Source organism: Pontibacter sp. MBLB2868 (assembly GCF_051904785.1).
Lineage (GTDB): Bacteria > Bacteroidota > Bacteroidia > Cytophagales > Hymenobacteraceae > Pontibacter.
The window spans coordinates 2940294-2965583 of the sequence record NZ_CP196710.1 but is presented as its reverse complement, the minus strand read 5'-3'; the positions used below and the strand labels follow the sequence as shown (position 1 = coordinate 2965583).

The window sequence follows — 25290 nt, the reverse complement described above, 5'->3', positions numbered from 1 at the left end:
CACACAAAATTATAAATTTTACAGGTTACTGTCAAAGTGCACTGTTATTTTTCATGTTCAGGTTATCGTCAAAGTACTGAGTTACTTTGCGCATAAGATGAACGCGGTCTTTGCCTCTAACATTGTGAGGATGACCAGGATAAACGAAATAATCGAGAAGAATACCTTCGTCCACTGCTTTTTTTACAAACTGCAGGCTATGTTGCCATACGACCACATCATCCACAGTGCCATGTATCATTAGCAACTTGCCCTGCAGGTTAGGTACATAATTCAACAGGCTCGCATTTTTATAGCCTTCGGGGTTCTGTTCCGGAGTGTCCATGTAGCGTTCGGTATACATCACTTCGTAGTATTTCCAATCGATAACCGGGCCGCCGGCTACACCAACTTTAAATACCTCAGGGGCACGCAGCATCAGAGAGGTGGTCAAAAACCCTCCGAAACTCCAGCCATGCACACCAAGCCTGTTTGCATCCACGTAAGGCAGCGTTTTAAGGTATTCTACCCCCTTCAACTGATCTGCCAATTCTACAGTACCTAACTGGCGGAAAGTGGCCTGTTCAAACGCAAGTCCGCGATTACCAGAACCACGAGAATCCAGGGTAAACACAATGTAACCTTTTTGGGCCATCAGGTGCATCCAAAGGTTTGCTCCGCCCAACCAGCTATCGGTAACCAGTTGCACGTGGGGGCCACCATACACATAGACCACTACCGGGTACTTTTTGTTCTTATCCATGTTCGGTGGCGTGATCATGCGTGCGTATAAGTCAGTCCCATCGCCAGCTTTGATCGGGAAGATAGTTGTCTCGCCCAACCTGTACTCCGTTAGCGGGTTTTTGGCATTCAGCAGCGTGTTTACAACTGTGCCCTTATTGTTAAGCACCAGTATTCTGCGAGGCGTGGTCTGGCTGCTGTAATTGTCGATGATGTATTGGCTACCTGGGCTTAATTGGGCGTTATGCGTGCCCGCACCTTCTGACAAACGCTTCGTTTTGCCATTTTTCAGGTTAACAGCATAAATATGGCGCTCCAACGGGCTCTCGGCAGTTGAAGTATAGTATAACTCATCACCTTTGGGGCTAAAGCCAAGCACGTCCGTTACCATCCAGTTACCGCCGGTTAGCTGACGGATCTGTTTTCCATTCGTATCATACAGGTACAAGTGGTCAAATCCACTACGCTCGCTGATCCACACAAATTGATTCGGCTTGGTCGGGACAAAGTATAAGCCGTGCTCAGGCTCCACGTATTTCTCGTTCTTTTCTTCAAATAGCGTCTTCTCAAATGCACCTGTCAGAGCATTATATTGATTGAGTTTTATGTGGTTCTGGTCGCGGTTAAGCACAGCAATGTAAATATGCTTTTCGTCCGGGCTCCAGGTAACGTTGGTCAGGTACTGGTCAGCCGGTTCACCGGTTTTCAGGTATATTGTTTTCCCGGATGCAACATTATAGACTCCTAACGTAACTTCATGGCTTTTTCCGCCAGCCATCGGGTATTTGATGTTGTTCTGCTTCGCAGGTAGCGGGTTAATGTCCACCAGCGGGTAATCGGTTACCATTGTTTGATCCATGCGGTAAAAGGCAAGCAGATTACCATTTGGCGACCAGAAAGTACCTTTTGAGATACCAAATTCTGAGCGGTGTGCCGCTTGTCCAAATACAATTGCCACATTAGCTTCATCCGAGACGGCAACATCAGGTGCACCTGGGGCCGATACAAACAGGTTGTTGCCTTTGGTGTAGGCAACCCGTTGCAGGCCAGGAGCCAGTTCGGTATAATCAGCTTCTGGAGAGTAGGTGGTGATAACTTCAGTTTTGCCGGACTTCAGGTTATAGCGGTAAATTTTATTTTGCGCGTTTATAACAAATGAATTTCCGTCAGCCCAGGTGATTTCCGGAAAAGATTTCAGTTTTTCTGCTCCGGTAGCTGTTAACGAACTGTTTAGAGTGTTAAGGTTCAGGATTTCGGTTGGTCTGGCTGATTTTGCACTGCCGCGCATCAAAACCTGCTCCCCATTATTTTGTTTGATAAATGAGTAATCGTCCGTACCCGCGATCCAGGTAAGCTGGCGTAGGTTTTCTGGTTGCAGGGCAGAATTGGTAATGGCATCTTCCATGGTTAACAGCTTATCCTGTGCCTGTAGGTGCAGGGTAGCAGCCAAAAGCACAAAGAGCAGTGTTACCCTTCTGAAGTGGTTTGCAAAGGTCATATTGAAGGTGTTTATAGAGTTTGGATACACTTGTTATATATGCAAGAAAGGTTTTATATCAATATTGAGCAAAAATAAGGCCTTTTTATATGAGCGTCAAAAGTTTAGCCACAGGAACAACAGAAGGAGCGCTAATACCTAAACATGCGGAATTTTACGCCCCTAGCCTTTGTTGAAAACTATACCCTTTGCGGGTAGAAGCAGGCCCCTGTAGTAGGTTAATACTTAGGTTGCTACTTCGTTTAATTCGTATTTTTTTGTATTTTTGCACTATGAATTGGGATACAGATATTTTTCATAAGGAACAGTTTGAGGTAGAGCTGCTGGAGGAGACCACAGACCTGCGTAACCTGGTGGTGTACAACGATGATGTGAATACGTTTGATCATGTGATCGAGACGCTCATCAAAGTTTGTGGCCACACAGCAGAGCAGGCAGAGCAGTGCACCCTCCTGATACATTACAAAGGTAAATGCACCGTTAAGGTTGGTTCTTTTGAAGAACTGAAAGGAATGTGTACGTCACTGCACGATAAAGATCTTTCAGCAGATATCGAATAGTGGGGGAGGTTTAATGGATTTTCCGTCGAAGTTAATTGAGAATGCCGTAGAGGAGCTTGCAAAGTTACCCGGCGTTGGCAGGAAAACTGCGTTACGACTCGCACTGCACCTGCTAAAGGAACAAACAGAAGACACTTTCTCTCTTGCTGAAGCACTGGTAAAAATGCGTACTGATGTAAAGCATTGCAAGCAGTGCCATAATATTTCTGATACAGAGGTATGTAGTATCTGCTCAAATCCTTTGCGCGATAAGAGCCTGATATGCGTGGTGAGTGATATCCGTGATGTGATCGCCATAGAAAACACCTCGCAGTACAAAGGTTTGTACCATGTTTTGGGCGGTGTAATTTCACCGATAGAAGGTGTTGGGCCATCTGACCTTAACATAGAGTCGCTTTTGGAGCGTTTGCCAAAATCTGAAGTAAAGGAGCTGCTGTTAGCCATCAGTCCAACCATGGAAGGTGATACCACTGCCTTTTACCTGACCCGCAAACTCCGTGACCACCAGGTAAGGATTACCACCATCGCGCGTGGTGTGCCTGTGGGGGGAGAGTTAGAATATACCGATGAAGTAACCCTTGGCCGTAGCATTGTAGAACGAACAGTCTACGGGAAAGTGTAGTAGCTATAGACGCGACAAAGAAAAGATACAGTTTACAAACTGTATCTTTTTTATTTTAGCTAATTCCTGAAACAGGTTGGTTAACACAAAGAATACGCACACAATTTGCCGGTTATATTGCAGCCTTTAGCCCTTGTGCTGGAAAGTCTGTTGCTTTATGAGTAAATTGCCGGCTTAATACAAAATACCCTATGCACGAATTAGAAGAGGTGAACACCATACTTTCAGATAGGATCTCTGCATTATCAGAGTCACAGACTATTGCAATGGCAAAAAAAGCCCGTGAGCTAGCTGCACAAGGCTTTGATGTGATTAACTTAAGCTTTGGAGAGCCTGATTTTCAGACACCACAGTATATCAAAGACGCAGCAAAAAAGGCGATAGATGATGGTTTCACCTTTTATACACCTGTAGCGGGTTACCCTGAGCTGCGCCAGGAGATAGCCAACAAATTTAAGCGGGATAATAACCTTGACTATAAGCCTGAAAACATTGTAGTATCTACGGGGGCAAAGCAAAGTATAGCCAATGCCGTACTTTGCCTGACAAACCCTGGTGATGAGGTTATCATTTTTTCACCTTACTGGGTGTCCTACGAGGAGATCGTGAAGCTGGCAGAAGGTGTGCCTGTGCCACTGATGGGGAGGCTTGAGAACGATTATAAAGTTACTGCCGAACAGCTCGAGAAGGCCATCACTTCAGATACAAAGATCGTTCTGTATTCGTCGCCGTGTAACCCGACTGGTGCGGTGTTTAACGAGGAAGAACTTCTTGCAATAGCTAAAGTACTGGAGAAGCACCCGCAGATTCATGTGATTGCTGATGAAATATATGAGTACATCAATTTTGAAGGCAAGCACGCCAGTATGGCAAGTTTTGACTTTATCCGTGACCGGGTAATCACCATAAATGGTTTTTCGAAAGGCTATGCCATGACGGGCTGGCGAGTAGGCTACCTTGCCGCACATAAAGATATTGCTGCCGCCTGCGATAAAATGCAGAGCCAGATAACATCCGGCACCTGTTCTATTGCCCAGAAAGCTGCCACAGCTGCTTTGCAAGGTGGAAATGCAGCCTCTCTGCAAATGACGGAAGCGTATCGCCGCCGCCGTGGCCTGGTGCTCGACCTGATGCAGGGGATACCCGGCTTTAAAACCTACGTGCCGGCTGGCGCCTTTTATATCTTCCCTGATGTAAGCGCTTATTTCGGAAGCAGCTACGAAGGTAAAACCATAAACTCTGCACTTGATCTAAGTATGTTCCTGTTAACAGATGCGCATGTAGCAGTTGTAAGTGGTGAGGCGTTCGGAGCACCGCAGTGTATCCGTTTCTCTTATGCTACTTCAGACGAAAAGCTGACAGAGGCACTTCGACGCATCAAAAACAGCCTTGAAAAGCTGCAGTAATGGCCAATTTCAATAGCATAGAAGAATTATTCGCTTCCTTCGATAAGCTACAGGTGCTGATCGTCGGGGATGTGATGATCGACTCTTACCTGTGGGGTAAATCCACGCGTATATCGCCGGAGGCGCCTGTGCCCATTGTAAACGTGGTAAAGCGTGAGAAACGCTTGGGAGGGGCTGCAAACGTAGCGCTTAATGTGCAAGCCCTGGGAGCTACTCCTTTACTTTGTTCGGTGATCGGTGATGACCAGGATGGGGCTGATTACCTGCGCCTGATGGAGGAGAATAATTTACCCACCCAAGGTATAGTGCAGAGCCCTGAGCGGGTTACCACAATCAAACACCGTATTATTGCCGGCGCCCAACAACTTCTGCGCGTTGACTCCGAGATAGAGCATAACCTGACAGATTACGAGGAGCGCCACCTGGAGGAGCGCTACCTGCAGTTGTTGGAAAAAGCAGATGTAGTAGTGCTGGAGGATTATGATAAAGGAGTTTTCTCTAATGAGAATATTCAGCGCTTTATTGCACTGGCAAATCAGAAACGCGTACCAATTGTAGTTGATCCGAAAAAGAAGAATTTCCTGAGCTACGTTGGATGCACCCTGTTTAAACCAAACCTGAAAGAGCTCCGCGAAGGGCTTAAAGTCGACTTTGCAGATGAAAACCTGCATGCTTTTGAAGAAGCAGTAGTTTCGTTGCAAAGCCAGTTACAGGTACAGCAAGTGCTTGTAACTTTGTCTGAGAGAGGTGTGTTTGTAGCCAACGGAACAGAAAAAACATACATAGAAGCGCACCGTCGTTCGATATCCGATGTATCGGGGGCCGGCGACACCGTGATCAGTATTGCCGCTTTATGTATGGCACTTACTACTTCTGCACCTTTTATGGCAGGTTTAAGTAACCTGGGAGGAGGCTTAGTATGTGAACAAGTAGGCGTAGTACCCGTTAATAAACAACGCCTTTTTGAAGAGGCAAAGCAAATCAGGCTATTCGAAGCCCATGAATACAGAAACGCTTAACAGAGTATTATACGGCAGTAAACTCAGAGCCTATGCCCTGATGCGCCGCACAACCTATGTGCTGTCGGTGCTGGCGGTGGGTCTTTTGATTTATGCGCACGGAGTGGTAGAGAGCCCGGCAAGGTTGCAGATGCTATACTATGCCATCGATGTCATCCTGGCTGTATTCGTTATCATCTATTTCCTGCGGATACTTTATACTTTCGAGCGGATCAAGTTTCTGAGGCGGACCTGGTTTGAAGGTATACTCATGGCCATCGTGCTTGTTAACCAGGTTGGTACCTATATGTTTGACGTGCCCGTAGTTTACAATGTGTTTGAGAGTGTTGGAATTCCGCTCTCCGTAGAATTGTACCGGGTAATCGTTTCCCTGTACATGATGGTGCTACTGGTGATAGAGCTGCTGGAGACAAAGGTGCACCTGAAAACGGTTCAGATGAAGCCCTCCATTCTGTTCATCCTGAGCTTTATTGTGCTCGTGTTAGTGGGTGCCGGTATGTTTATGCTACCAAAGATGACGACGGCTCCTGAAGGAATGCGTTTCATTGATGCCTTATTCATGGCCACGAGTGCCTCCTGCGTTACCGGCTTGGCTGTAGTGGATCCGGGCACTTATTTTACTCCTGCAGGACAAGTAGTACTGTTAATGCTGATACAGATGGGCGGCTTGGGTATACTTACCTTTGCAACTTTCTTTGCATCGCTGATGAAGCAGGGGGTGGGTATAAAACAGCACGTAGCAATGCACGAGCTGCTGGAGAGCGAAACCCTGTACTCTACCAAAGGACTGTTACGGCAACTTATCTTTCTTACGTTTACAATTGAAGCTGTTGGAGCAATTATAATTTTTGTATCCTGGGGGCCTGGGGCTGAATTTATGAATCTGGGATCCAAGATATTCTTCTCCGTTTTCCACGCCATTTCAGCTTTCTGTAATGCCGGGTTCTCGCTGTACCCCGAAGGATTGTACACGCAGCCTGTCCGCTTCGCCTATGTTCTGCATTTGGTGGTGGCTATGCTGATTATTTTCGGAGGTATCGGCTTCCCGACTATACTCGATGTGCTTTCGCCGAAGGCTATGAGGACTCGCTTACATGCGCCTTGGAAAAACTGGAAAATGCTTTCCAGAATCACAATTTATACTTCTGCGGCTTTGATACTGATGGGTACTGTGGGCTTTTTTCTGCTGGAGTACTACAATACTTTATCTGAACTGAATTTTGTAGAGGCTCTGATCGCGTCTTTCTTTCAGTCGGTAACTACCCGTACTGCCGGCTTCAACACCGTAGATATTTCCGCTTTGAACATCCCGACACTCATGATGTTCATCTTCCTGATGTTTATTGGTGCCTCCCCAGGATCAACAGGTGGTGGTATCAAAACAACAACATTCACAGTTATCCTCATTTCTGTTTGGGCAACTATCCGGAATAAAAGGAATATGGAAGTGGGGCATCGAACCATCCCTCACTCTGTATCTTATAAGGCATTTTCGGTATTTACGTTCGCCGCTATGCTAAACATACTTTTCATTTTTGTACTTTCCATCACCGACGCGCAATTTGATATTATGAAGCTGGCTTTTGAGCAGGTGTCGGCTTTTGCTACAGTAGGTCTGAGTACAGGTATCACAGCTGGTTTATCTGACCTGGGCAAAGTTGTGATCATTCTGTCAATGTACATAGGCAGGGTAGGCACCCTGACGCTGGCGCTAGCGCTTAGCACACGTACTACATCCACCAATTACAGATACCCTGAAACACACCTTGCTGTTGGTTAATGGCATAGCCTGTTACAATACATAAAGCCAGAGCGCCTGCTAAGTATTTTAGCAGGCGCTCTGGCTTTATGTAGGGAAATATAATTGTTACAGCTATCTGTTAAGGCTGCTATACTCTTTTACTGTTTGAATAAAGCACTTCACCTTTTCCGGATCTGTGTCCGGGTAAACTCCGTGCCCAAGATTGGCAATATGCCGTTGCGGACCAAACTCCTTCAACATCTTTATAGTCTCACTCTGAATAGTATCAAAAGAGCTATACAGCAGGCAAGGGTCCATATTGCCCTGCAGGGTCTTATTAGGGCCTATCTGTTCCCGGGATTTGCCAATTTCCATGTTCCAGTCCAGGCCGATAGTTTCACAGTTTAACTTGCTGAAATCTTCCAGGGCAAAGAAAGCACCTTTGGCAAACACCGTTACAGGAACGTTGTGGATAGAATTACATATCTCTGAAATGTATGGCAGCGCAAACTCACGATAATGCGCTGGTGATAGTATACCTGCCCAGGAATCAAATACCTGAATAAGGTTAGCACCGGCCTCTACCTGAGCTTGTAAATATGCGATGGTAGTATCGGTTATCATGCGCAGTAACTGGTGCGCCAGCTTCGGATTTGTGTAAAGCATGCCGCGGGCATGAGAGAAAGTCTTAGAACCGCTGCCTTCTACCATGTAGGCAAGTATGGTCCAGGGGGCGCCTGCAAAACCGATCAAAGGAACACGTCCATTTAGTGCTCTTTTGGTTACTCTTATAGCTTCCAGTACATAGTTCAGGTGCTCGTGCGGATCGGCAACCCGTAACCGCTTCATGTCATCTTCGGTACGGATAGTTTTTGGAAACAGGGGGCCACGTTTTTCTATCATTTCGTAGGTGCAGCCCATTGCCTCAGGCACAACCAGGATGTCAGAGAAAATGATGGCAGCATCAACATCCAGTATGTCTACTGGTTGTATGGTTACTTCTGCAGCAAATTCAGGTGTTTCAACCAGTTCCTTAAAACCGCTCAGGCTATTACGCACAGCTCTGTATTCAGGTAAAATTCGGCCAGCCTGGCGCATCAGCCAGACAGGGGTACGCTCTACAGCCTCTCCTTTGGCAGCTCTTATAAGCAGATCATTCTTCAGTTGCATGCTGCAAAGATAAGACTTTCTGCTTCTTTGTTAAATTCGCTCACCAGTAAAAATACTAACCGCGCAATAAAGAAAGGATGCCTGTAGAAATAAAATTAACACCAATGGATAAAACAATGAAGCCCATGATCCGTGATAAGGCCGATAAACCTGCCTTGCCAAGGTAGTTTACCAGCTGGTGTGAGAAAACGAGGATCACAAACGAAACAGCTGCGACAAGCAGGACAGCGGAAATGACCAGGCACATATCCGCAACGGTTGACGCTGTAGAATACATGCCAATGCAAACAGCAATGGACCCCGGACCAGATAGCATCGGCATGGCGAGAGGCGTAAAGGAGATATCTTCTTTCTGAACCCCTTCTTTAAGAATGCCTTTAGATACCTTTTTACCCCGGTGCGCTTTACTGGTAAGCAACTCAAAGCCGGCTTTCATGATCATGAGCCCACCGGCAATGCGAATGTCTGATAACCTGATGCCGAAGAAATTGAGCACATACTGCCCTGCAAAGAAAAATACCGATAAAATAAGCGCCATAAAGATGCAAGCCCTTAGAGCCTGCTCGTTGCGGTTGGCAATGCTGTCGTCGTGGGTGAGGGTGAGAAACACGGGCATTGCGCCAAAAGGATTCACCACTGAAAAGAGAGCAGAAAAGGTAGCTAGTATTACCTCCATAGTTTTATTTATTATGGAGGTAAAAGTATAGCAGTGAGATTACCTGAGCATTATGGTAATGTTGCGGATTAGTTAATTGTTTGGTAGTATTTTATGCACTGAGGTAGTGTGTAAAGTATAGCTTTGGCAGCTGTGCCTACTAGAACTTTAGCCCTGTTTAACGCTCTGTAAAGAACAAGGCTGTAAGTGCTGACACAATAAAGTTAACGCCAATAGATAGCACAATGAAGCCCATAATGCGGGAAAGAGCAGCCAGACCCGATTTACCCATGTAGCGGGTAAGCTGATACGAGAAGCGCAGGATGATATAACTGACTGCTGCCAGTAAAACAATACCGATCAGGATCATCATCATATCCAGGTAAGAAAGGGAGGTTGTAAACAGGCCAATGCTTATCGCGATGGCACCTGGGCCCGACAACATTGGCATGGCAAGCGGAGTAAAGGAGATATCATCTTTATGCTGCCCTTCTTCAACCACCTCCGGAGATATTTTCTTTTTGTTAGCGCCGGGTGTCAGCAGATCAAAACCCGCTTTCATGATCATAAGTCCGCCGGCAATGCGCAGGTCGTGGATCCGGATGCCGAAGAAGTTAAGTACATACTGCCCTGCCAGAAAGAACACAGCCAGAATGCCAACCATATACAAACATGCTTTCATGGCCTGCTGGTTACGGCTGGCGGGTGTATCATCCTGGGTAAGGGTAAGAAACACCGGCATAGCACCAAACGGATTTACAACCGAGAACAAAGCAGAGAAAGTAGCAAGTATGATTTCCATGAATAGTATAAGGGGCAAAAAAAGTATAGCCTTAAATATAGGTTTTAATACAGGCAAAACAAAGCTTTGGCGGTAATGCTGGCTAATGAGAGGGCGATTAAAGTATATTCTGTATTTTTGAGAAACGATCATCCCAAACAACAACCATCATGAAAGGAGAAATAAAGCTAGGCATACTTGGGGGCGGACAGCTGGGGCGTATGCTGATGCAGGCCGGGTTAGATTTTAACCTGTATACGTTAGTGTTAGACCCCGACGAAAACGCACCTTGTAAAGACATCTGCAACGAATTTTTTGTTGGTAGCTTCCGCGACTTCGATACCGTGTATGCGTTTGGTAAGAACTGCGATATCCTGACAATAGAGATCGAGCATGTAAATGCCGATGCCCTTGAGAAGCTGGAGCAGGAGGGGGTAAAAGTTTACCCGGATGCGCAGACAGTACGAACCATTCAGGATAAAGGGCTGCAGAAGGAGTTCTACAAGCAACATAACATCCCTACTTCTGATTTCATGATCCTGAAGGATAAAGCTGAACTGGAAGACAACCTGCACTTTTTACCGGCTTTTCAGAAGCTGCGCCGTGAAGGGTACGATGGACGTGGAGTAGTAAGGCTGGGAGGCATTGCTGATACAGTCAAAGCTTTCGAAGAGCCATCAGTACTCGAGAAGCTGGTGACTTTTGACAAGGAGATATCTGTAATTGTGGCCCGTAATGCTGACGGAGAAGTGACTGCTTTTCCGGTAGTGGAATTGAGTTTCCATCCGGAGCATAACCTGGTAGATTCCTTATTTGCACCGGCCAATGTGCCTTTCAAACTGCAGCGCCTCGCCATAGAAATTGCTACCCGCGTAATCGAAAGCTTTAATATGGTAGGTATACTTGCCGTGGAAATGTTCCTGACAAAAGATGGCCAGATTTTAGTTAACGAAGTAGCACCTCGTCCGCATAACAGCGGCCACCATACTATAAAAGCAAACTATACGTCGCAATACGAGCAGCACCTGCGTGCTATACTTAACCTGCCACTTGGCTCAACCGAAATACAGAGTGCAGCCGTAATGCTGAACCTGCTGGGCGAACCAGGTTTTGATGGCGAGGCAAAGTATGAAGGCTTAGAAAAAGCTTTGGCTGTACCGGGTGTTTACATTCACCTGTATGGCAAAAAATATACTCGCCCTGCCCGTAAAATGGGACACATCACTGTGTTGGGGCAGACGATAGAGGAGGCTCAGCAACGCGCTGATTCTGTTAAGAACGTAATCAAAGTAAAAGCATAAACCATGACCGACGAAACTACAAAACAGCCCTTAGTAGGAATCATCATGGGTAGCCAGTCCGACCTGAAAGTAATGGATGCTGCCGCCGAGATACTCGAGACGCTAGGGGTGCCTTATGAACTGACAATTGTATCTGCACACCGCACGCCGCACCGCATGTTTGAGTATGCAGAGAATGCCCGAAAGCGAGGTTTAAAAGTGATTATTGCAGGAGCAGGTGGCGCAGCGCATCTACCAGGTATGGTTGCTTCTATCACAACACTACCAGTAATTGGTGTGCCGGTAAAATCCAGCAACTCTATTGATGGCTGGGATTCTGTGCTGTCTATACTTCAGATGCCAGGAGGTATACCTGTGGCTACTGTAGCACTAGATGGAGCTTTGAATGCCGGTATTCTTGCCGCAGAGATAATTGGTACAAACAGCGCCGCCGTGGCTGATAAACTGGAGAAGTATAAAAATACCCTGAAGGATAAAGTGATGCGCTCTGTAGAGGAGCTGAAGCGAGGGGATAGGGATTTGGATTAGACGATTATACTATAAACATATCACATAAAAGGGACAGCCATTGGTGGCTGTCCCTTTTATGTGATGGTCACATCCAGCCTTCCGCTACCAGGATTCATCAAATCTAATTGTGAATATATTACTTTTTTGTTATATTGTACCTCAAGCTTCTTCCATAATCTCTACACATGAAAACAAGCAGGTTGTTTCTTACGATAGCCCTCATTTGCGCCTCATACAGCTTCTCGGCTTTAGGACAGGTTAAAATTTTTGTCGACTCAACCGCTATTCCTCTGAGTATCTCGGATTGTGTGGTAAAGACAGGTGCCGGCAAAACCCGTTTTTACCTTAGCAGATTACTTGCTTACGTCTCCATCGTGTGCCTCTTTCTTTAGGGAAGCTACCTACGACTCGACTATAATGGCATTTGACGGACCCTTTAAAGACTTTCGCTACGACAGCTTAGAATTGGTGGAAGGCACTTATAAAAACGGACTGTTAAACGGCCCGCTGGTTATTCGCTACATGAATGGCCATGTATGGCAGAAGGGGCTGTTTAATGAGGGGCTAATGACGGGCACCTGGGAATACTTCTTCCCGAACGGAAAGCCGATGTATAGCTTTACGGTGAAAGGCAATAAACTTGTCGTGCAAAATGTATGGTCCATAGATGGCCGTCAACTAGTGCAGAATGGCAACGGAGAGGCTATTATCTACCACTACAACAGTAAATCGACAAACGACTTGGTTGAAACAAGTTGGAGAGGCAAGTTTAAAAATGGCTTGTTGAGTGGCAGGTGGAAGCTGTACTACTTTGATAGCCCAACAAAGCTGAGCCAGGAATATGTGAAGGGTAGGTTTGTGAAGGGCTACGAGGGGCGTAAGTTTTTCAATGCTGTAAATTATTTTGGTTTGGGGCAGGAGATAGCGCTTTTAAACGCTGAAAAACTGAGAGTAGGAAGCTGCGACGCTAACCCTACAAACGCGATACCTCCAACATATAACAATGGCTGGATAGGGTTAAAGTATGACCTGTACCAGATATTTGATAGCTTAACTAATGTGAAATTTAAGTCAGTCGACATAGTTGTCAGTTTTAATGTTGATGACAAAGGTAACTTAGGAGAGTTTAAGGAACTAAGCGAGACCGGCTACGAAGCCTACCTTATAAAAGCATTACAGGAACTGGGAGTCTGGTCGCCTGCTGTTAACGATGCACAGGCCATTGCGATGAAAGTTGTACTGACTTTCCCTTATAGAACCAAGATATGGAGAGATGCCCTGGAGTTGCAGAACTCTAAGGGTAAGTCACTTTCCAACGGAAATGATATCCGTTGGGATCATAGCAAAACTACAACGAGCCCTGTAGAGATAGATCCTTGGCAAAAAGGCTACAAACTTTAAACCAGCCCCTAATTAATATTTTATTTTGGTACTGTGTACCTGATAGTATAAGCTGTTGCTGCTGAGTGTTAAATATTTTCAGGCTTCATAGGGTTTAGGTGGTTTTTACTGGTCGTTCATTTCAACCCATCTAAAACTATCCCTTGAGTTTCATCAGACAAGTGCGGCTGCCACTTATACAGGTGTGTTGTTAAAGCAAGCAGCAGGAAGGCAAAAGAAGTATAAACTTGCCTGAGGCCTGGAGTAAGGCCAACTACAGCTTATTAAAAGTATAAGTCACTTCAGAGATAACTTGTATTTTGAAGCCGCTATATTCGATGGTTTATACTATAAAACAAAAAAATCCCCTGCCGAAACCGGCAGGGGATTTTTTTATGCTTGAGCAAACGGATTATTTATTTCCGTCTACTTCTTCGTAATCTACATCAGTCACGCCACCATCGCTGGCTGCACCCTGATCAGCGCCTGGCTGACCTCCTGGCTGGCCATCGCCGCCCGGAGCACCACCTTGCGTTGCATTGTACATCTCCTGAGAGGCTGCACTCCATGCATTGTTCAGGTTTTCGATCGCTTTGTCGATACCGGCCACGTCTTTAGCGCCATGAGCAGTTTTTAATTCGCCAAGAGCGGTTTCGATATTAGACTTATTGCCTTCAGAAAGCTTATCGCCATACTCTTTCAGCTGCTTCTCAGTCTGGAAGATCATAGAGTCGGCTGCGTTCAGCTTTTCGATCTCTTCCTTCGCTTTCTTATCAGCTTCAGCGTTTGCTTCTGCCTCCTGACGCATCTTCTCGATTTCCTGCTCGCTCAAACCAGAAGAAGCCTCAATACGGATCTTCTGCTCTTTGCCAGTAGCTTTATCCTTAGCAGTTACGTGCAGGATACCGTTGGCATCAATATCGAAAATTACTTCGATCTGAGGAACGCCACGTGGTGCTGGTGGAATACCATCCAGGTGGAATCTACCAATGGTACGGTTATCCTTCGCCATAGGGCGCTCACCCTGCAGTACGTGAATCTCAACTGACGGCTGGTTATCAGAAGCGGTAGAGAATGTCTCAGACTTCTTGGTAGGGATAGTTGTGTTAGACTCAATAAGCTTAGTCATCACACCACCCATTGTTTCGATACCCAAAGAAAGAGGCGTAACGTCAAGTAGAAGTACATCTTTTACTTCACCGGTTAATACACCACCCTGGATCGCAGCACCTACAGCAACAACCTCATCCGGGTTAACACCCTTAGATGGCTTCTTGCCGAAGAACTTCTCAACTTCTTCCTGTACCTTAGGGATACGGGTAGAACCACCAACCAAAATTACTTCGTCGATATCAGAAGTTGACAAACCTGCATCCTGAAGGGCTTTCTTGCAAGGCTCCATTGAACGACGGATCAGGTCGTCAGAAAGCTGCTCAAATTTAGCGCGCGTTAACTTGCGTACCAAGTGCTTCGGAACACCGTCAACAGGCATAATGTATGGCAGGTTGATCTCTGTTTCGTTGGAAGAAGAAAGTTCGATCTTAGCCTTTTCAGCAGCTTCTTTCAAACGCTGCAAAGCCATTGGATCTTTACGCAGGTCTAAACCTTCGTCTTTCTTGAACTCTTCAGCTAACCAGTTAATGATTACTGCATCAAAGTCATCACCACCAAGGTGCGTGTCACCGTTTGTAGATAATACTTCAAATACTCCGTCACCTAATTCCAGGATCGAGATATCGAATGTACCACCACCAAGGTCAAACACTGCGATCTTCTGATCTTTGTGTTTCTTATCCAAACCGTAAGCAAGCGCTGCTGCTGTTGGCTCGTTGATGATACGCTTCACTTCAAGACCCGCGATCTGGCCAGCTTCTTTCGTTGCCTGGCGCTGCGCATCGTTAAAGTATGCCGGTACAGTAATTACCGCTTCTGTTACAGTAGTACCAAGGTAATCCTCAGCCGTAGCCTTCATCTTCTGAAGGACCATGGCAGATATCTCCTGTGGCGTATACTCTCTGTCACCGATCTGAACACGAACAGTGTTATTGCTGCCCTGCTGTACCTTGTAAGAGACCTGCTTCGCTTCTTCGCTTACTTCATTGTAGCTGTGGCCCATGAAGCGCTTGATAGAGGCAATTGTGTTCTGCGGGTTAGTGATCGCCTGACGTTTAGCCGGGTCACCTACTTTACGCTCGCCGTTTCCGTTATCCAGGAAAGCAACGATAGATGGAGTAGTTCTGCGGCCTTCGCTGTTAGGTATAACAACTGGCTCGTTACCTTCCATTACGGCAACGCAAGAGTTGGTTGTACCTAAGTCAATACCAATTATTTTTCCCATTCTATAGTTTTATTATATAGTTCCTATACTTATTTTCTGTTTTCCTCTATTATATCAACCCTTGTGCCAAGGGGGAAATCAGGGTTTTTGTCTGTCAATATGTCATTTCTGTCGCGTATACTTTCGCTTTTGTCTGACTTAGCGCGCATACTTACTTTGCAGTACGACATAATTGCTTGCACCCCTGTTTCAGTTACTACTGTAAAGGAAGGAGGGTTTTAAAATGCGGACAGCATGGGCTGAAATGTTATGTGCAAGGGGGTAAAGCAGGTATGAAACAGCAAAAGCACTGGCGTTGGCCAGTGCTTTTGCTTAAAGGTGAGTAATCCTGACCAGGAGACGATGATTATATGTTAATCCAAGTTGTGCGTTACAGCGCTAATTCGTTTTATCCGCTATAGTGAACCCACCCCTAACCCCTCCAAGGAGGGGAATTACATACTTTAAAAAACCTTTGTTGGTGTCAGGAAAGCAAAATAATAGAAATTTACCACGCTATGTTATGGTAATTTTAAAAGCATCCATTTGCAAAACAAAAAGAGGCAACCACACAGGTTGCCTCTTTTTCTATACCGCAAGAATTATCTTCTGCTCAATGTACTATTCTCTCGTTCTTTTTTCCGGAGCTTTTATAATGAACTCCTGCGTTTTCTTTGCGCCTCCGGCAGTTTCAACCTCCACGGTATACTTGCCAGGCTGCAGGTAGATCACCTTGTTCTCTGCGGGCTCAACTTTCACAGGTTCTGCGCCTTCTTTCTTAGCACTGTTCAACGCTGCTTCATACGCCTTAGCGTTTGCCTCATCTACAGACAGGTTATAGGTCACATAATTCAGGCCATGCTCACTTTGGTCTTTCAGCTCTTTTACTACCTGCCCCTTATCCGTCTTGATACGGATGGTAGTAGAGCCTGCCGCTGAAGTATAGTATGGGATGCTAAGCTCTGCCTGCATGGTATCTCCCCAGGCACTCCATTTCTGCCCCCAGCGTGGATTATAGTTTACCTGCTTTAATGAGAAGACATGCAGCTGCTGATTCATGAGTTCAGGGGTAAGCTGCTGCAGGTGCTCTACGTTGGCGATGTAGATAGAGCGGCCATGTGTACCTACTACCAGGTCATTTTCGCGCGGGTGCACCACCACATCGTGCACCGCTACTGCCGGCATACCTTTGCTCATGGCTGTAAATGTTTTTCCTCTGTCTAAAGAAATGTACAGGCCATGGTCTGTACCCACATATAGCAGGTTTTCGTTCTTCGGGTCTTCTGTGATAACGTTGATAGCCTCCTGTGGCAGGTTGGTGCCGATGCGCTCCCACTTCTTCCCATTGTCTTCCGACACGTACAAGTATGGCGTAAAGTCATCCCAGCGGTAGCCGTTCAGCGAAGTATAAACCCTGTCCAGTTTATGAGCCGAAGCCATTACCGTAGACACCCACATATTTTGAGGCAGTTTGTCTGAGATTTTTGTCCAGGTGTAACCACCATCTTTTGAAGCGTGAATCAAACCGTCATCAGAACCTACATACAAGTAACCAAATCGCACCGGCGACTCATCTATGCTTGTGAGCGTGCCATAACCTACATCCCCTTTGCGGCCTCCTTGCGTTAGGTCACCAGATAATATTTCCATGTCTTCGCCGCGGTTCAGGGAGCGGTGAAACTTGTTAGATCCGAAGTATACCACATCCTGGTTATGGCGGCTCAGGTGGATTGGTGCTTCCCAGTTAAAACGCAGCGGGCGCTCTCCCAGCTTGTGATTAGGGCGGATAGAAGTGCGCTCACCGGTTTCTTTGTTCAGTCTGAAGTATACCCCATATTGCGATCCCAGGTAAACCGTGTTATTATCGCGCCAGTCAACCTGCACCTGCATGCCATCACCGCCACCTAAACGCTGGTAAGGGTATTTGCCCTCTGCAGTCCAGGCGCTGCTTGGCTTGTAGGTATTGGGGCCAAACCAGGTGCCGTTATCCTGCAAACCACCATACACATTATATGGTTTTGCCATATCCACAGCCACCGCATAAAACTGACCAACCGGGATAGGATTAGCCTTAGCCCAATGCTTCCCGTCGTCATAAGTGATGTTTATGCCTCCGTCGTTGCCATCTATCAGGTAGCCCGGCTTGTCAGCACTTACCCAAAGTGCCTGGTGATCTGAGTGCACATTGTCTCCTTCAATGCTGCGGAATGTTTTACCACCGTCGTCTGATCTCAGGATTGGTACGCCAAGAATGTAGATCTTGTCAGGGTTGAGAGGAGATACCCGGATCACGCCGAAGTAGTACCCGTAGCTGGAGTACATATCGTCGATATAGCTGTCGTGAGTTTTGGTCCAGGTCTTGCCGCCATCGTTGGTGCGGTACACTTCTGCGCCTCTTACGGGTGCGTCAGACCCTTCTTTTTCAGCGAAGGGGTCTTCCAGGTAATCTGTGATGGCTTCAGGTTTGATCTCCCCGTTGCGTACCATCTCCTTTATACTTTTGGCTGTATATTCTTTGGGGAAACGGTTTTCATCCAGAAACTCATTGAGGAATTTATCGTCCAGCTTCAGGAAATCCTCTGCCGACATGCCTCGGAAAATATCAGTATCCAATGCTCCTGGTTTTGGCTCTTTTTTCTCCACCGCACGGCGTTCCTGGTTATCTACCAATGCATAGATCACGTTCGGGTTACCTGGGTAAAGACTGAGACCAATACGGCCAACACCATCTGTATCCGGAAAGCCGCTGCCAGCCGTGCTGATGTCAGTCCAGGTATTGCCGCCGTCAGTAGATTTATAAACACCGGAAGTTTTACCGCCCTCTACAAAATTCCATGCGCGGCGCTCACGGTGCCACATGGCCGCATACACGTTGTCCGGATTTTTAGGGTCAATCTGCAGGTCTATGGCACCTGTGTTTGGATCAATGTATAAGGTCTTTTTCCATGTTTTGCCGCCATCCGTTGTTTTATACACCCCGCGCTCCTGGTTTGCAGAGTATAAATGGCCTACTGCCGCTACCCAGGCTGTGTTTGGATCTGTTGGATGTACGATCACCTTACCAATGTGGTGGGTATCATCGAGGCCCAGGTGCTGCCAGTTTTTGCCGCTATCGGTGCTTTTGTAAACACCCACTCCTGAGTAAGAAGAGCGGCTGGAGTTACTCTCTCCGGTGCCGATCCAGATGGTTTCGTTATTGTCCCAGTCGATGGCAATGTCGCCGATGGTCATGACGGCCTGCTCGTCAAAAAGCGGCTCAAAAGATAAGCCGTTATTGGTTGTTTTCCAGAGTCCGCCGGAAGCAAAGGCTGCATAAAACGTATTGGGGTCTTTGGGAGAAACCTCGATGTCGGTAATTCGTCCGCTCATGACGGTTGGGCCTGTATTTCTGAAGGCTAGGTTTCCGACAATGGAGCTTTGCTCCAGCTGCTGTCTTTTTTGGTAGGCTTCCAATCTTTCTTTGGCTGGCGTAAAGGCAGGTTGCTTGCTTGATTTCTGAGCCTGCACGGCGCACCCGGAGAGGGCTACCAGCATTGCTACCGAAAGTATTCGTTTTTGCATAGTGTGGGTCAGCAGAAGTAGAGTTTTTAGTTTGACTCTCTAAAGCTAATCATTTGTGACGGATTATGGAAGAGATGGGCCCTCTGCAATACGCCTCGTTTGCTGTATCTGTTAATTCTGGCCCGGTTCCTGCATAATGCCTGCCTGTAATCCAAATTACTCTTTAAAGAGTAAGTAGTTAAATGAAATTTATGCGCCGATACATTTTCTTTACTGTTGTACTTCTCTCAGCTGTTCTTTTTGGTTGTGAAAAAGATACCCCGTCTCCTGATGCGGGACTTAAACCAGATGCAGACCATGCTTACTCTTACCTGGCCCTAGGCGATTCCTATACTATTGGTGAAGGTGTGCAGGTGGCTGATCGTTGGGGGCAGCAGCTGGCAAGGCTGCTACGGGCAGATGGTGTTGATGTGGGAGATCCGGTGACGATAGCAAAAACGGGTTGGACCACATCTGAGTTAGCCAAGGCCATTGAAGCTGCCAACCCAACGGCAGACTTCGACCTGGTATCGCTGTTGATCGGGGTCAATAACCAGTACCGTGGGCAGAGCATCAGCTCCTACAGAACAGAGTTCCGGGGTTTGTTGCAAACTTCTATCCGATTAGCCAAAGGCGATGCAGGCAATGTGGTTGTTTTATCCATTCCTGATTGGGGAGCAACACCCTTTGCACAAGGTCGTGATCGGGAGCAGATCTCCGCTGAAATCGAAGCTTTCAATGTCGTAGCAAAAGACGAGGCACAGAAAGCAGGCGTTGCTTTCATTAATATTACGCCACTTACCAGGAAGGCTTTAGAGGATGCTTCTTATTTGGCTAAAGATGGGCTGCACTATTCTGGTAAAATGCACCTGGAGTGGGCAAAGCTTACAGTGCCCCAGGCTAAAGCAGCCCTGATTCAGTAGTAAATAGGACCTTGGATACATTAGCGGGCAGTTCTGGCTGGGCATAGGTCCCGCTTTACAAGATGAGAACTTCTGTCTTAACTCCTGGCCCGCAAACTGACGAGCATGACTCAGCTTGCGGGCCAGGGGTTTAAATCTCTTCTGTCTAGTCTTCCTCACTCAACTCAAAGATCTCTTCTACAGGCTTACTAAACACCCGGGCAATTTTTAGTGCGAGTACCGTGGATGGAACATATTTGTTGGCTTCCATAGCGTTGATGGTTTGGCGGCTTACCCCGATCTTCTTCGCCAGTTCCTCCTGCGTGAGGCTGTGGATGGCACGTTCTACTCTAATGCTGTTCTTCATGCGATGGCCCTTGAAGTTTTGTAAAGGATAAAATTAAAACGCACCAGAAAAATGAACAGTAGCGTGAACATATTCAGAACCATGATCTGGTAAAAGCCAAGGCCATAGATAAAAAGAATAGAGAAAAGCAGAAAGCCATAGTTAATGTAAGTAGCCCACAGCAACGATTCCAGCCTGATCTGAGCTATGTATTCATCCTCATACTTCTCTTTGGAAAAGGCAGCCATCAAACCTCCTATGACAATCGTTGCCCCGATAACTTCATCGAAGATGTCATTCTGTATGAACGAAAATGTTTTGTCAGGTTCAAAAAAGGCTTCTTCAAAAACAGCGAATACAGTGGTTTTCAACTCAAAAAGGTTGTAGTCGAACAGCAGGGAGAGCAGACCAATGATGGTGGAAGGAATTAAAAGGAACCAACCGATCATCTTATATCGGTGTGGAAAAAGGAAGCGGTTATGCATAGTTTTAGTGGTTAATTGTTCAATACAAATGTAAAGTATTTTTTACTTTTGTAAAGTATTTTTTACGAAATGTAATATGTTTTTTACATGAAACGCTGCGTTTTTGAGTTGAGGTGTTGGGGTGGTATGTTAAAGATCAAAAAAATAGAGGGAAGTATATGTAGTTCCCTCTATCATTAGCTATAGTGCTGTAAGAAAAGGATCTTTAAAAATTGCCTCTGACGGTAAGGATAAAATTACGGCCTGGCGCGCTAATGCCAGAGGCAAAGACACGGTAGTACTTGTCTGTGATATTTTCCAGAGCGGCCTGTACCTGCAGGTGTGGGCTTACCTGGTAAGCAGTGCGTAAGTTCAGCGTGTACCAGGAGGGCATGCCTTGCGGAGTAGCATACTGCAGGTTGTCCTCACCGTTCGGGTTGTAGTCTTCCAGTTCTTTGGCTCCGTTGTAAAGCGCAAAAAATTCTGCCCGCAAGCGCTTTACCTGCAGGTTAACACTGGTACGGCCAAACAGCGGTGGCACGTGATCCAGCGGAATATCTCCTTCAGTGCCTTGTATTCTGCCATATGTATAGTTGAGCGAGGAACTCAGACTGAGTGCGCTGGTAATGTCGGCTTTAAGGCTGGCGCTGTAGCCATACAGATAAGCTTTGCCTGCATTCACGTTAGCTGTTACCTGGCTCAGTTGCCCCTCATATACCACAGAATCCTGATCGTTCAGCTGGAAGGGTTGCGTGGTGATGGCATCGCGGTACCAGGTGCGGTAGCCAACCAACTCCAGGTGCAAGCGCTCTTTTATACTTTTAGAGGCACTCAGTTCCAGGTTATAAGTGTATTCTGGTCGTAAATTTGGATTGGGCACGATCACATTACCCGGTGAAGAATCGAACACTTTGCTCAGGTCATCTACGTTGGGTGCCCGGAAGCCAGTGGAGCCAAGTACGGTAAATCGCCAGCCGTTACCGGGCAACATAACAACCCCCATGTTACCCGACAAGGCATGATTGCGCTGCTTTAGCTCGTGCTCTAGAAAAGGAAAAAAGGTCTTGTCGTTAAATTTTGCATCAAGTCCTGTGTAAGTATACCGTAGCCCCTGGTTAAAAATGAGCCACGGCTTCAGGTTCCAGGTATGGGTAAGGTAAGCAGCGGCACTGTGCATACTGGAGCCTCCATCCGGGTATCGCGTACTGCGCGGGTTTCTGGACTTAGTTAAGATATTCTCTTCGTTGGCTTCTGAATTTACACTGTTATAAATTGCTTCAAAACCATACTGCAATCGGTGTAGATCCATTGTTTTGGCCAAGTCGGCGTTCAGGCTATAAACCTGTACCTGCTCGGTTTGGTGAGATAAGGTGCTTTTACCAAAGCGACGGTTATGCCTGCTTTCTTCCAGCCACTGGTAAGCGGCAGTCAGGCGGCTTTCGTCGTAGAGAGCGGTGCTGCGAGTGTTGGCGAAAGTATAGGCAGCTAACAAACGTTCCTGGGGCCCATAGTACCATGCGGCATATTTCAGTTTATCACCGGAGAATTCAGTAAGCCTGTCGTAGCGGGGTATATCGGTACTGGTGCTGAACTGCAGGTTCAGAGTGTGGCTATTGTTTTCGTTTGGCTTGAATAACACCTTCTGCAGCACATCATACTGGGTATACCCTGTGGGGCGTTGCACGTTCGGATTTGGGTTGAGCAGCATGGTGTCGCGTCCTGCTATCCTGTCTGCGTAAAAATTGCGGATACCAAGGTCACCGTAGGCGCTGCGGCGGTTGTCTCCCTGGTGCAAATTTCCGAAATCAGATATGGTTAAACTTGTAAGGCTTCCCCACTTCTGGCGGCCATAGTTAAATTGAGCGTGTATGGTTTTTTCGTCGGGGGCAGTAGCATAACGGGTAAAGGCGCTACCACTGATCAATTTCTTGTCGTTGCTGCCAGCTAATTCTGGTTGCAGCGTTTGGAAATGGAGCACGCCACCCAGGGCATCAGAACCATAGATAACGGAGCTCGGTCCAAACACTACCTCGGCACGTTCCAGCATGCTGTTGTCCAGGGTGATGATATTCTGCAGATGCCCACCCCGGTAAATGGCGTTGTTCATACGCACACCATCCACCACCAGAAGCACTTTATTTGCCTCAAATCCTCGTATGATCGGGCTTCCGCCTCCCATCTGGCTTTTCTGTACCAGCACTTTTCCGCTTTGCTGCATCACTTCGGCAGTGGTCGGCTGGCTCATGAAGCTTAGTTCATTTCGAGTAATAACCTCTACCTGCTGTGGCACCAGCTTCTGCAGCTCGGTGAAACGACCTGCCGATATAACTACTTCATTTAAATTGTAGTTCTGTTGCACCAGGGCAACTTTATACTTTTGTTCTTCCAGTTGCTTTGCTGAAAGCGTGAGCGGTTGATAACCAACCAGGCTAAAGCGTAGCGGAAGCGTTTCAGTTAGTAACCGGCCAATATCTGCCTGTCCGTTGGCATTAGTTTGTAGCGTATTACCAGGCTTTGCGGAAGCAATAGTTACCCCGGCCAAAGGCCTTAGCGTGGTTTTGTCAACAACAGTTATACTTTGTGCCTGAAGCAGTTGCGAAAGAAGTATGAGCGAGGTTAACAAACTCAGTAATTTATTCATAGCTAAAGTAATCGCTTTATTGTAAGCTGGCCTATTCTTCCAGAATAGTACCAGTAGATAAAGCTGTACAATTTCTGACAATAAGGGCATAAATCCAATTGACTCTTTTTCTGTTGCTTGTACCTGTAGAATAAAAAATCATTGATTTAACAGCAGCCTTGCAACCATCCGACCTTATTTGGGCTCCTATAGGAGAAGACGCCATTTAGTACAATCTAAAACTATGACCAATTACTTATACCCTATGCTGATGGTGCTCCTGCTCTGGCAGTGCAATGAAGCAGACATTAAGCTGAGAACCAAAGAAGTACACTTTGGAGAGACATTTACTATGGATAAAGAGCTGCCTGTAAATGTTGTCGGTGAGCAGGATAACCTGCTACTAGAGCTCTATACAGTAACGGATTCCCGCTGCCCCTCAGACGCAATTTGTGTATGGTTAGGCAATGCCACTGTTAGGTTAAAGGCGTCTAATGCAAATGAAAAAGATAAAGAACTGGAAATGTGCATCGGCGACTGCAGGCCAGACCCGGTTCGTAGCAAACACATTTTAACCACCACGGTTGGGGGAGTAGATTATGTGATCACTCTAAAAGAAGTTAGCCCTTACCCAAAGACTGGAACAGGAGACGGGGAAAAACAAATAAAGCTGGTTGTTGACCATGCCGCTCAATAATATTCTGATCATGGAACGGATGCTTCAAATGTTTCATCAACTGATGTACGTGTTGCGGAAGCGATAGCTGCACAGATAGTTTAATCCTTACTTTTTTGAATACTATCAGGCTATGAGAATACTAGTCACAGCATTGCTTTGCTTTTTCGCTTTTACATTGGTAAAGGCTCAGGAACTGCCTTTGTCCGGAGTTGTTACTGCTGAACGTAATGGAAAGCCGCTGGCCTACGTTAACATCGGAATTCGTAAAAAGAACCTGGGTACTGCATCCGGGGCAAAAGGAGAATTCGTGCTTAAGTTACCCAAAGAGCATTTGCAGGACACGCTTACCTTCTCAGCAATAGGTTACCAGGAGCTATCTGTGCCGGTACGAGACTTGATCAAAACGCAACCCCTTCAGATAAAACTTACAGAAAAGGTAAATGCCCTACAGGAGGTAGTTGTGAAGAGCAGGAAAATGAAGATAAAGAAGCTGGGTGTTACAGGTCGTTTGCCTGGCGTATGGGGTAATCCTGAGAATAAAGACGGAAAGGATGTTTATGAGTTTGCTAATTTCATAAACACGAAAGATAAACCGACGGAAGTCTTGTCGGTACATTTTTACCTGATTAGTTCGAAATTAGATTCTGCATTTTTCCGAATCAATTTTTATAAGAATAACAATGGGTTGCCAGGAGAAAGAATTGTAGAGAAAAGTATTGTACACCCGCTTTCTACAAAAGAGGGCTGGGTAAGTATAGATCTAAAAAAGTATGATATCTATCTCACAGATGATTTCTTTTTCGGGGTTGAATACTTGCCAGCAGAAGGCGCCGACAGGCTTGCCGTATCTTTGGGAGGAAAGTTGGGAGGCAGAGTATATTCCAGGCAAGCTAGCTTAGGAGACTGGGGTACATTTGTGGGCGCAAGCCTCTCCAGTTATCTAACAGCAAGGCAATAAATGTGCTATAACTGCATACGCAAGCTAAGGAGTAGAAATGCTATTATGTACTGCTTCAGGTAAGTATCATTTCAACAGCAGTAGAACTGATCTGGCAGTAT

General features: G+C 46.4%; 20 protein-coding genes. 11 read left to right on the top strand and 9 right to left on the bottom strand.

Annotated elements, in window-relative coordinates:
* Positions 1-31: 31 nt before the first annotated feature.
* Positions 32-2218 carry a S9 family peptidase gene (locus ACSX1A_RS12575; RefSeq protein WP_439879992.1) on the bottom strand — a complete coding sequence of 729 codons (2187 nt, stop codon included), beginning with the start codon at positions 2216-2218 and terminating at the stop codon, positions 32-34.
* A 272-nt stretch (positions 2219-2490) separates the two neighbouring features.
* Between ACSX1A_RS12575 and ACSX1A_RS12570 the strand changes: the two genes are divergently transcribed.
* From ACSX1A_RS12570 to ACSX1A_RS12550, 5 genes are all read left to right on the top strand, one after another.
* Positions 2491-2778 carry an ATP-dependent Clp protease adaptor ClpS gene (locus ACSX1A_RS12570; protein ID WP_439879991.1) on the top strand — a complete coding sequence of 96 codons (288 nt, stop codon included), beginning with the start codon at positions 2491-2493 and terminating at the stop codon, positions 2776-2778.
* A gap of 13 nt (positions 2779-2791) precedes the next feature.
* The gene (gene recR / locus ACSX1A_RS12565; RefSeq protein WP_439879990.1) at positions 2792-3400 is read left to right on the top strand and encodes a recombination mediator RecR; all 609 of its coding nucleotides are present in this window, start codon (positions 2792-2794) and stop codon (positions 3398-3400) included.
* 191 nt (positions 3401-3591) lie between these two features.
* Positions 3592-4806: a pyridoxal phosphate-dependent aminotransferase gene (locus tag ACSX1A_RS12560; RefSeq protein WP_439879989.1), complete on the top strand. Its 1215-nt coding sequence runs from the start codon at positions 3592-3594 to the stop codon at positions 4804-4806.
* Positions 4806-5825, top strand: coding sequence for a bifunctional heptose 7-phosphate kinase/heptose 1-phosphate adenyltransferase (locus tag ACSX1A_RS12555; protein WP_439879988.1), 1020 nt, complete (start codon positions 4806-4808; stop codon positions 5823-5825). Before ACSX1A_RS12560 ends, ACSX1A_RS12555 begins: the two co-directional genes overlap by 1 nt.
* Positions 5806-7605: a TrkH family potassium uptake protein gene (locus ACSX1A_RS12550; RefSeq protein ID WP_439879987.1), complete on the top strand. Its 1800-nt coding sequence runs from the start codon at positions 5806-5808 to the stop codon at positions 7603-7605. The genes ACSX1A_RS12555 and ACSX1A_RS12550 overlap by 20 nt, the downstream gene beginning before the upstream one ends.
* A 93-nt stretch (positions 7606-7698) precedes the next feature.
* Here the strand turns inward: ACSX1A_RS12550 and hemE are convergent, their stop codons facing one another.
* The 3 genes from hemE to ACSX1A_RS12535 all read right to left on the bottom strand — a co-directional run bounded on the left by hemE (position 7699) and on the right by ACSX1A_RS12535 (position 10193).
* Positions 7699-8736, bottom strand: coding sequence for a uroporphyrinogen decarboxylase (hemE, locus tag ACSX1A_RS12545; protein WP_439879986.1), 1038 nt, complete (start codon positions 8734-8736; stop codon positions 7699-7701).
* Positions 8737-8791: 55 nt separating this feature from the next.
* Positions 8792-9412, bottom strand: coding sequence for a MarC family NAAT transporter (locus ACSX1A_RS12540; protein ID WP_439879985.1), 621 nt, complete (start codon positions 9410-9412; stop codon positions 8792-8794).
* Positions 9413-9569: 157 nt separating this feature from the next.
* Complete coding sequence (locus ACSX1A_RS12535; RefSeq protein ID WP_439879984.1) at positions 9570-10193, bottom strand: MarC family NAAT transporter; 624 nt, start codon at positions 10191-10193, stop codon at positions 9570-9572.
* 149 nt (positions 10194-10342) lie between these two features.
* Here ACSX1A_RS12535 and ACSX1A_RS12530 point away from each other — a divergent pair, with 149 nt between their 5' ends.
* The 3 genes from ACSX1A_RS12530 (at position 10343) to ACSX1A_RS12520 (ending at position 13384) form a co-directional block, all read left to right on the top strand.
* Positions 10343-11473: a 5-(carboxyamino)imidazole ribonucleotide synthase gene (locus ACSX1A_RS12530; RefSeq protein WP_439879983.1), complete on the top strand. Its 1131-nt coding sequence runs from the start codon at positions 10343-10345 to the stop codon at positions 11471-11473.
* A gap of 3 nt (positions 11474-11476) precedes the next feature.
* The gene (gene purE, locus ACSX1A_RS12525) at positions 11477-12001 is read left to right on the top strand and encodes a 5-(carboxyamino)imidazole ribonucleotide mutase (protein ID WP_439879982.1); all 525 of its coding nucleotides are present in this window, start codon (positions 11477-11479) and stop codon (positions 11999-12001) included.
* A 303-nt stretch (positions 12002-12304) separates the two neighbouring features.
* The gene (locus ACSX1A_RS12520; RefSeq protein WP_439879981.1) at positions 12305-13384 is read left to right on the top strand and encodes a toxin-antitoxin system YwqK family antitoxin; all 1080 of its coding nucleotides are present in this window, start codon (positions 12305-12307) and stop codon (positions 13382-13384) included.
* Between the two features lie 391 nt (positions 13385-13775).
* On the opposite strand, the gene dnaK is transcribed toward ACSX1A_RS12520, so the two are convergent.
* Together dnaK and ACSX1A_RS12510 are read right to left on the bottom strand one after the other, a co-directional pair.
* Positions 13776-15701, bottom strand: a complete 1926-nt coding sequence (gene dnaK, locus ACSX1A_RS12515) for a molecular chaperone DnaK (protein WP_439879980.1) — start codon at positions 15699-15701, stop codon at positions 13776-13778.
* 600 nt (positions 15702-16301) lie between these two features.
* Complete coding sequence (locus tag ACSX1A_RS12510) at positions 16302-19241, bottom strand: WD40/YVTN/BNR-like repeat-containing protein (RefSeq protein WP_439879979.1); 2940 nt, start codon at positions 19239-19241, stop codon at positions 16302-16304.
* A gap of 191 nt (positions 19242-19432) precedes the next feature.
* Between ACSX1A_RS12510 and ACSX1A_RS12505 the strand changes: the two genes are divergently transcribed.
* The gene (locus ACSX1A_RS12505; RefSeq protein WP_439879978.1) at positions 19433-20143 is read left to right on the top strand and encodes an SGNH/GDSL hydrolase family protein; all 711 of its coding nucleotides are present in this window, start codon (positions 19433-19435) and stop codon (positions 20141-20143) included.
* Between the two features lie 145 nt (positions 20144-20288).
* Here the strand turns inward: ACSX1A_RS12505 and ACSX1A_RS12500 are convergent, their stop codons facing one another.
* The 3 genes from ACSX1A_RS12500 to ACSX1A_RS12490 form a co-directional block, all read right to left on the bottom strand.
* The gene (locus ACSX1A_RS12500) at positions 20289-20489 is read right to left on the bottom strand and encodes a helix-turn-helix transcriptional regulator (protein ID WP_439879977.1); all 201 of its coding nucleotides are present in this window, start codon (positions 20487-20489) and stop codon (positions 20289-20291) included.
* Positions 20486-20953, bottom strand: coding sequence for a hypothetical protein (locus ACSX1A_RS12495; RefSeq protein WP_439879976.1), 468 nt, complete (start codon positions 20951-20953; stop codon positions 20486-20488). Before ACSX1A_RS12495 ends, ACSX1A_RS12500 begins: the two co-directional genes overlap by 4 nt.
* Before the next feature lie 205 nt (positions 20954-21158).
* Positions 21159-23573: a TonB-dependent receptor gene (locus ACSX1A_RS12490; RefSeq protein ID WP_439879975.1), complete on the bottom strand. Its 2415-nt coding sequence runs from the start codon at positions 23571-23573 to the stop codon at positions 21159-21161.
* A 223-nt stretch (positions 23574-23796) separates the two neighbouring features.
* Between ACSX1A_RS12490 and ACSX1A_RS12485 the strand changes: the two genes are divergently transcribed.
* Positions 23797-24249 (top strand): hypothetical protein, encoded by a 453-nt coding sequence (locus tag ACSX1A_RS12485; RefSeq protein WP_439879974.1) that lies wholly within the window; start codon positions 23797-23799, stop codon positions 24247-24249.
* A gap of 112 nt (positions 24250-24361) precedes the next feature.
* Positions 24362-25189 carry a carboxypeptidase-like regulatory domain-containing protein gene (locus tag ACSX1A_RS12480; protein ID WP_439879973.1) on the top strand — a complete coding sequence of 276 codons (828 nt, stop codon included), beginning with the start codon at positions 24362-24364 and terminating at the stop codon, positions 25187-25189.
* Positions 25190-25290 lie beyond the last annotated feature (101 nt).

What these genes read in the sequence shown, in the direction of transcription:
- ACSX1A_RS12570 (WP_439879991.1), top strand. Translation starts at nt 2,491, where the DNA reads ATGAATTGGGATACAGATATTTTTCATAAGGAACAGTTTGAGGTAGAG.
- dnaK (WP_439879980.1), bottom strand. Translation starts at nt 15,701, where the DNA reads ATGGGAAAAATAATTGGTATTGACTTAGGTACAACCAACTCTTGCGTT.
- hemE (WP_439879986.1), bottom strand. Translation starts at nt 8,736, where the DNA reads ATGCAACTGAAGAATGATCTGCTTATAAGAGCTGCCAAAGGAGAGGCT.
- ACSX1A_RS12550 (WP_439879987.1), top strand. Translation starts at nt 5,806, where the DNA reads ATGAATACAGAAACGCTTAACAGAGTATTATACGGCAGTAAACTCAGA.
- ACSX1A_RS12530 (WP_439879983.1), top strand. Translation starts at nt 10,343, where the DNA reads ATGAAAGGAGAAATAAAGCTAGGCATACTTGGGGGCGGACAGCTGGGG.
- ACSX1A_RS12560 (WP_439879989.1), top strand. Translation starts at nt 3,592, where the DNA reads ATGCACGAATTAGAAGAGGTGAACACCATACTTTCAGATAGGATCTCT.
- ACSX1A_RS12555 (WP_439879988.1), top strand. Translation starts at nt 4,806, where the DNA reads ATGGCCAATTTCAATAGCATAGAAGAATTATTCGCTTCCTTCGATAAG.
- ACSX1A_RS12575 (WP_439879992.1), bottom strand. Translation starts at nt 2,218, where the DNA reads ATGACCTTTGCAAACCACTTCAGAAGGGTAACACTGCTCTTTGTGCTT.
- ACSX1A_RS12480 (WP_439879973.1), top strand. Translation starts at nt 24,362, where the DNA reads ATGAGAATACTAGTCACAGCATTGCTTTGCTTTTTCGCTTTTACATTG.
- ACSX1A_RS12495 (WP_439879976.1), bottom strand. Translation starts at nt 20,953, where the DNA reads ATGCATAACCGCTTCCTTTTTCCACACCGATATAAGATGATCGGTTGG.
- ACSX1A_RS12540 (WP_439879985.1), bottom strand. Translation starts at nt 9,412, where the DNA reads ATGGAGGTAATACTAGCTACCTTTTCTGCTCTCTTTTCAGTGGTGAAT.
- recR (WP_439879990.1), top strand. Translation starts at nt 2,792, where the DNA reads ATGGATTTTCCGTCGAAGTTAATTGAGAATGCCGTAGAGGAGCTTGCA.
- ACSX1A_RS12505 (WP_439879978.1), top strand. Translation starts at nt 19,433, where the DNA reads ATGCGCCGATACATTTTCTTTACTGTTGTACTTCTCTCAGCTGTTCTT.
- ACSX1A_RS12490 (WP_439879975.1), bottom strand. Translation starts at nt 23,573, where the DNA reads ATGAATAAATTACTGAGTTTGTTAACCTCGCTCATACTTCTTTCGCAA.
- ACSX1A_RS12485 (WP_439879974.1), top strand. Translation starts at nt 23,797, where the DNA reads ATGACCAATTACTTATACCCTATGCTGATGGTGCTCCTGCTCTGGCAG.
- purE (WP_439879982.1), top strand. Translation starts at nt 11,477, where the DNA reads ATGACCGACGAAACTACAAAACAGCCCTTAGTAGGAATCATCATGGGT.
- ACSX1A_RS12500 (WP_439879977.1), bottom strand. Translation starts at nt 20,489, where the DNA reads ATGAAGAACAGCATTAGAGTAGAACGTGCCATCCACAGCCTCACGCAG.
- ACSX1A_RS12510 (WP_439879979.1), bottom strand. Translation starts at nt 19,241, where the DNA reads ATGCAAAAACGAATACTTTCGGTAGCAATGCTGGTAGCCCTCTCCGGG.
- ACSX1A_RS12535 (WP_439879984.1), bottom strand. Translation starts at nt 10,193, where the DNA reads ATGGAAATCATACTTGCTACTTTCTCTGCTTTGTTCTCGGTTGTAAAT.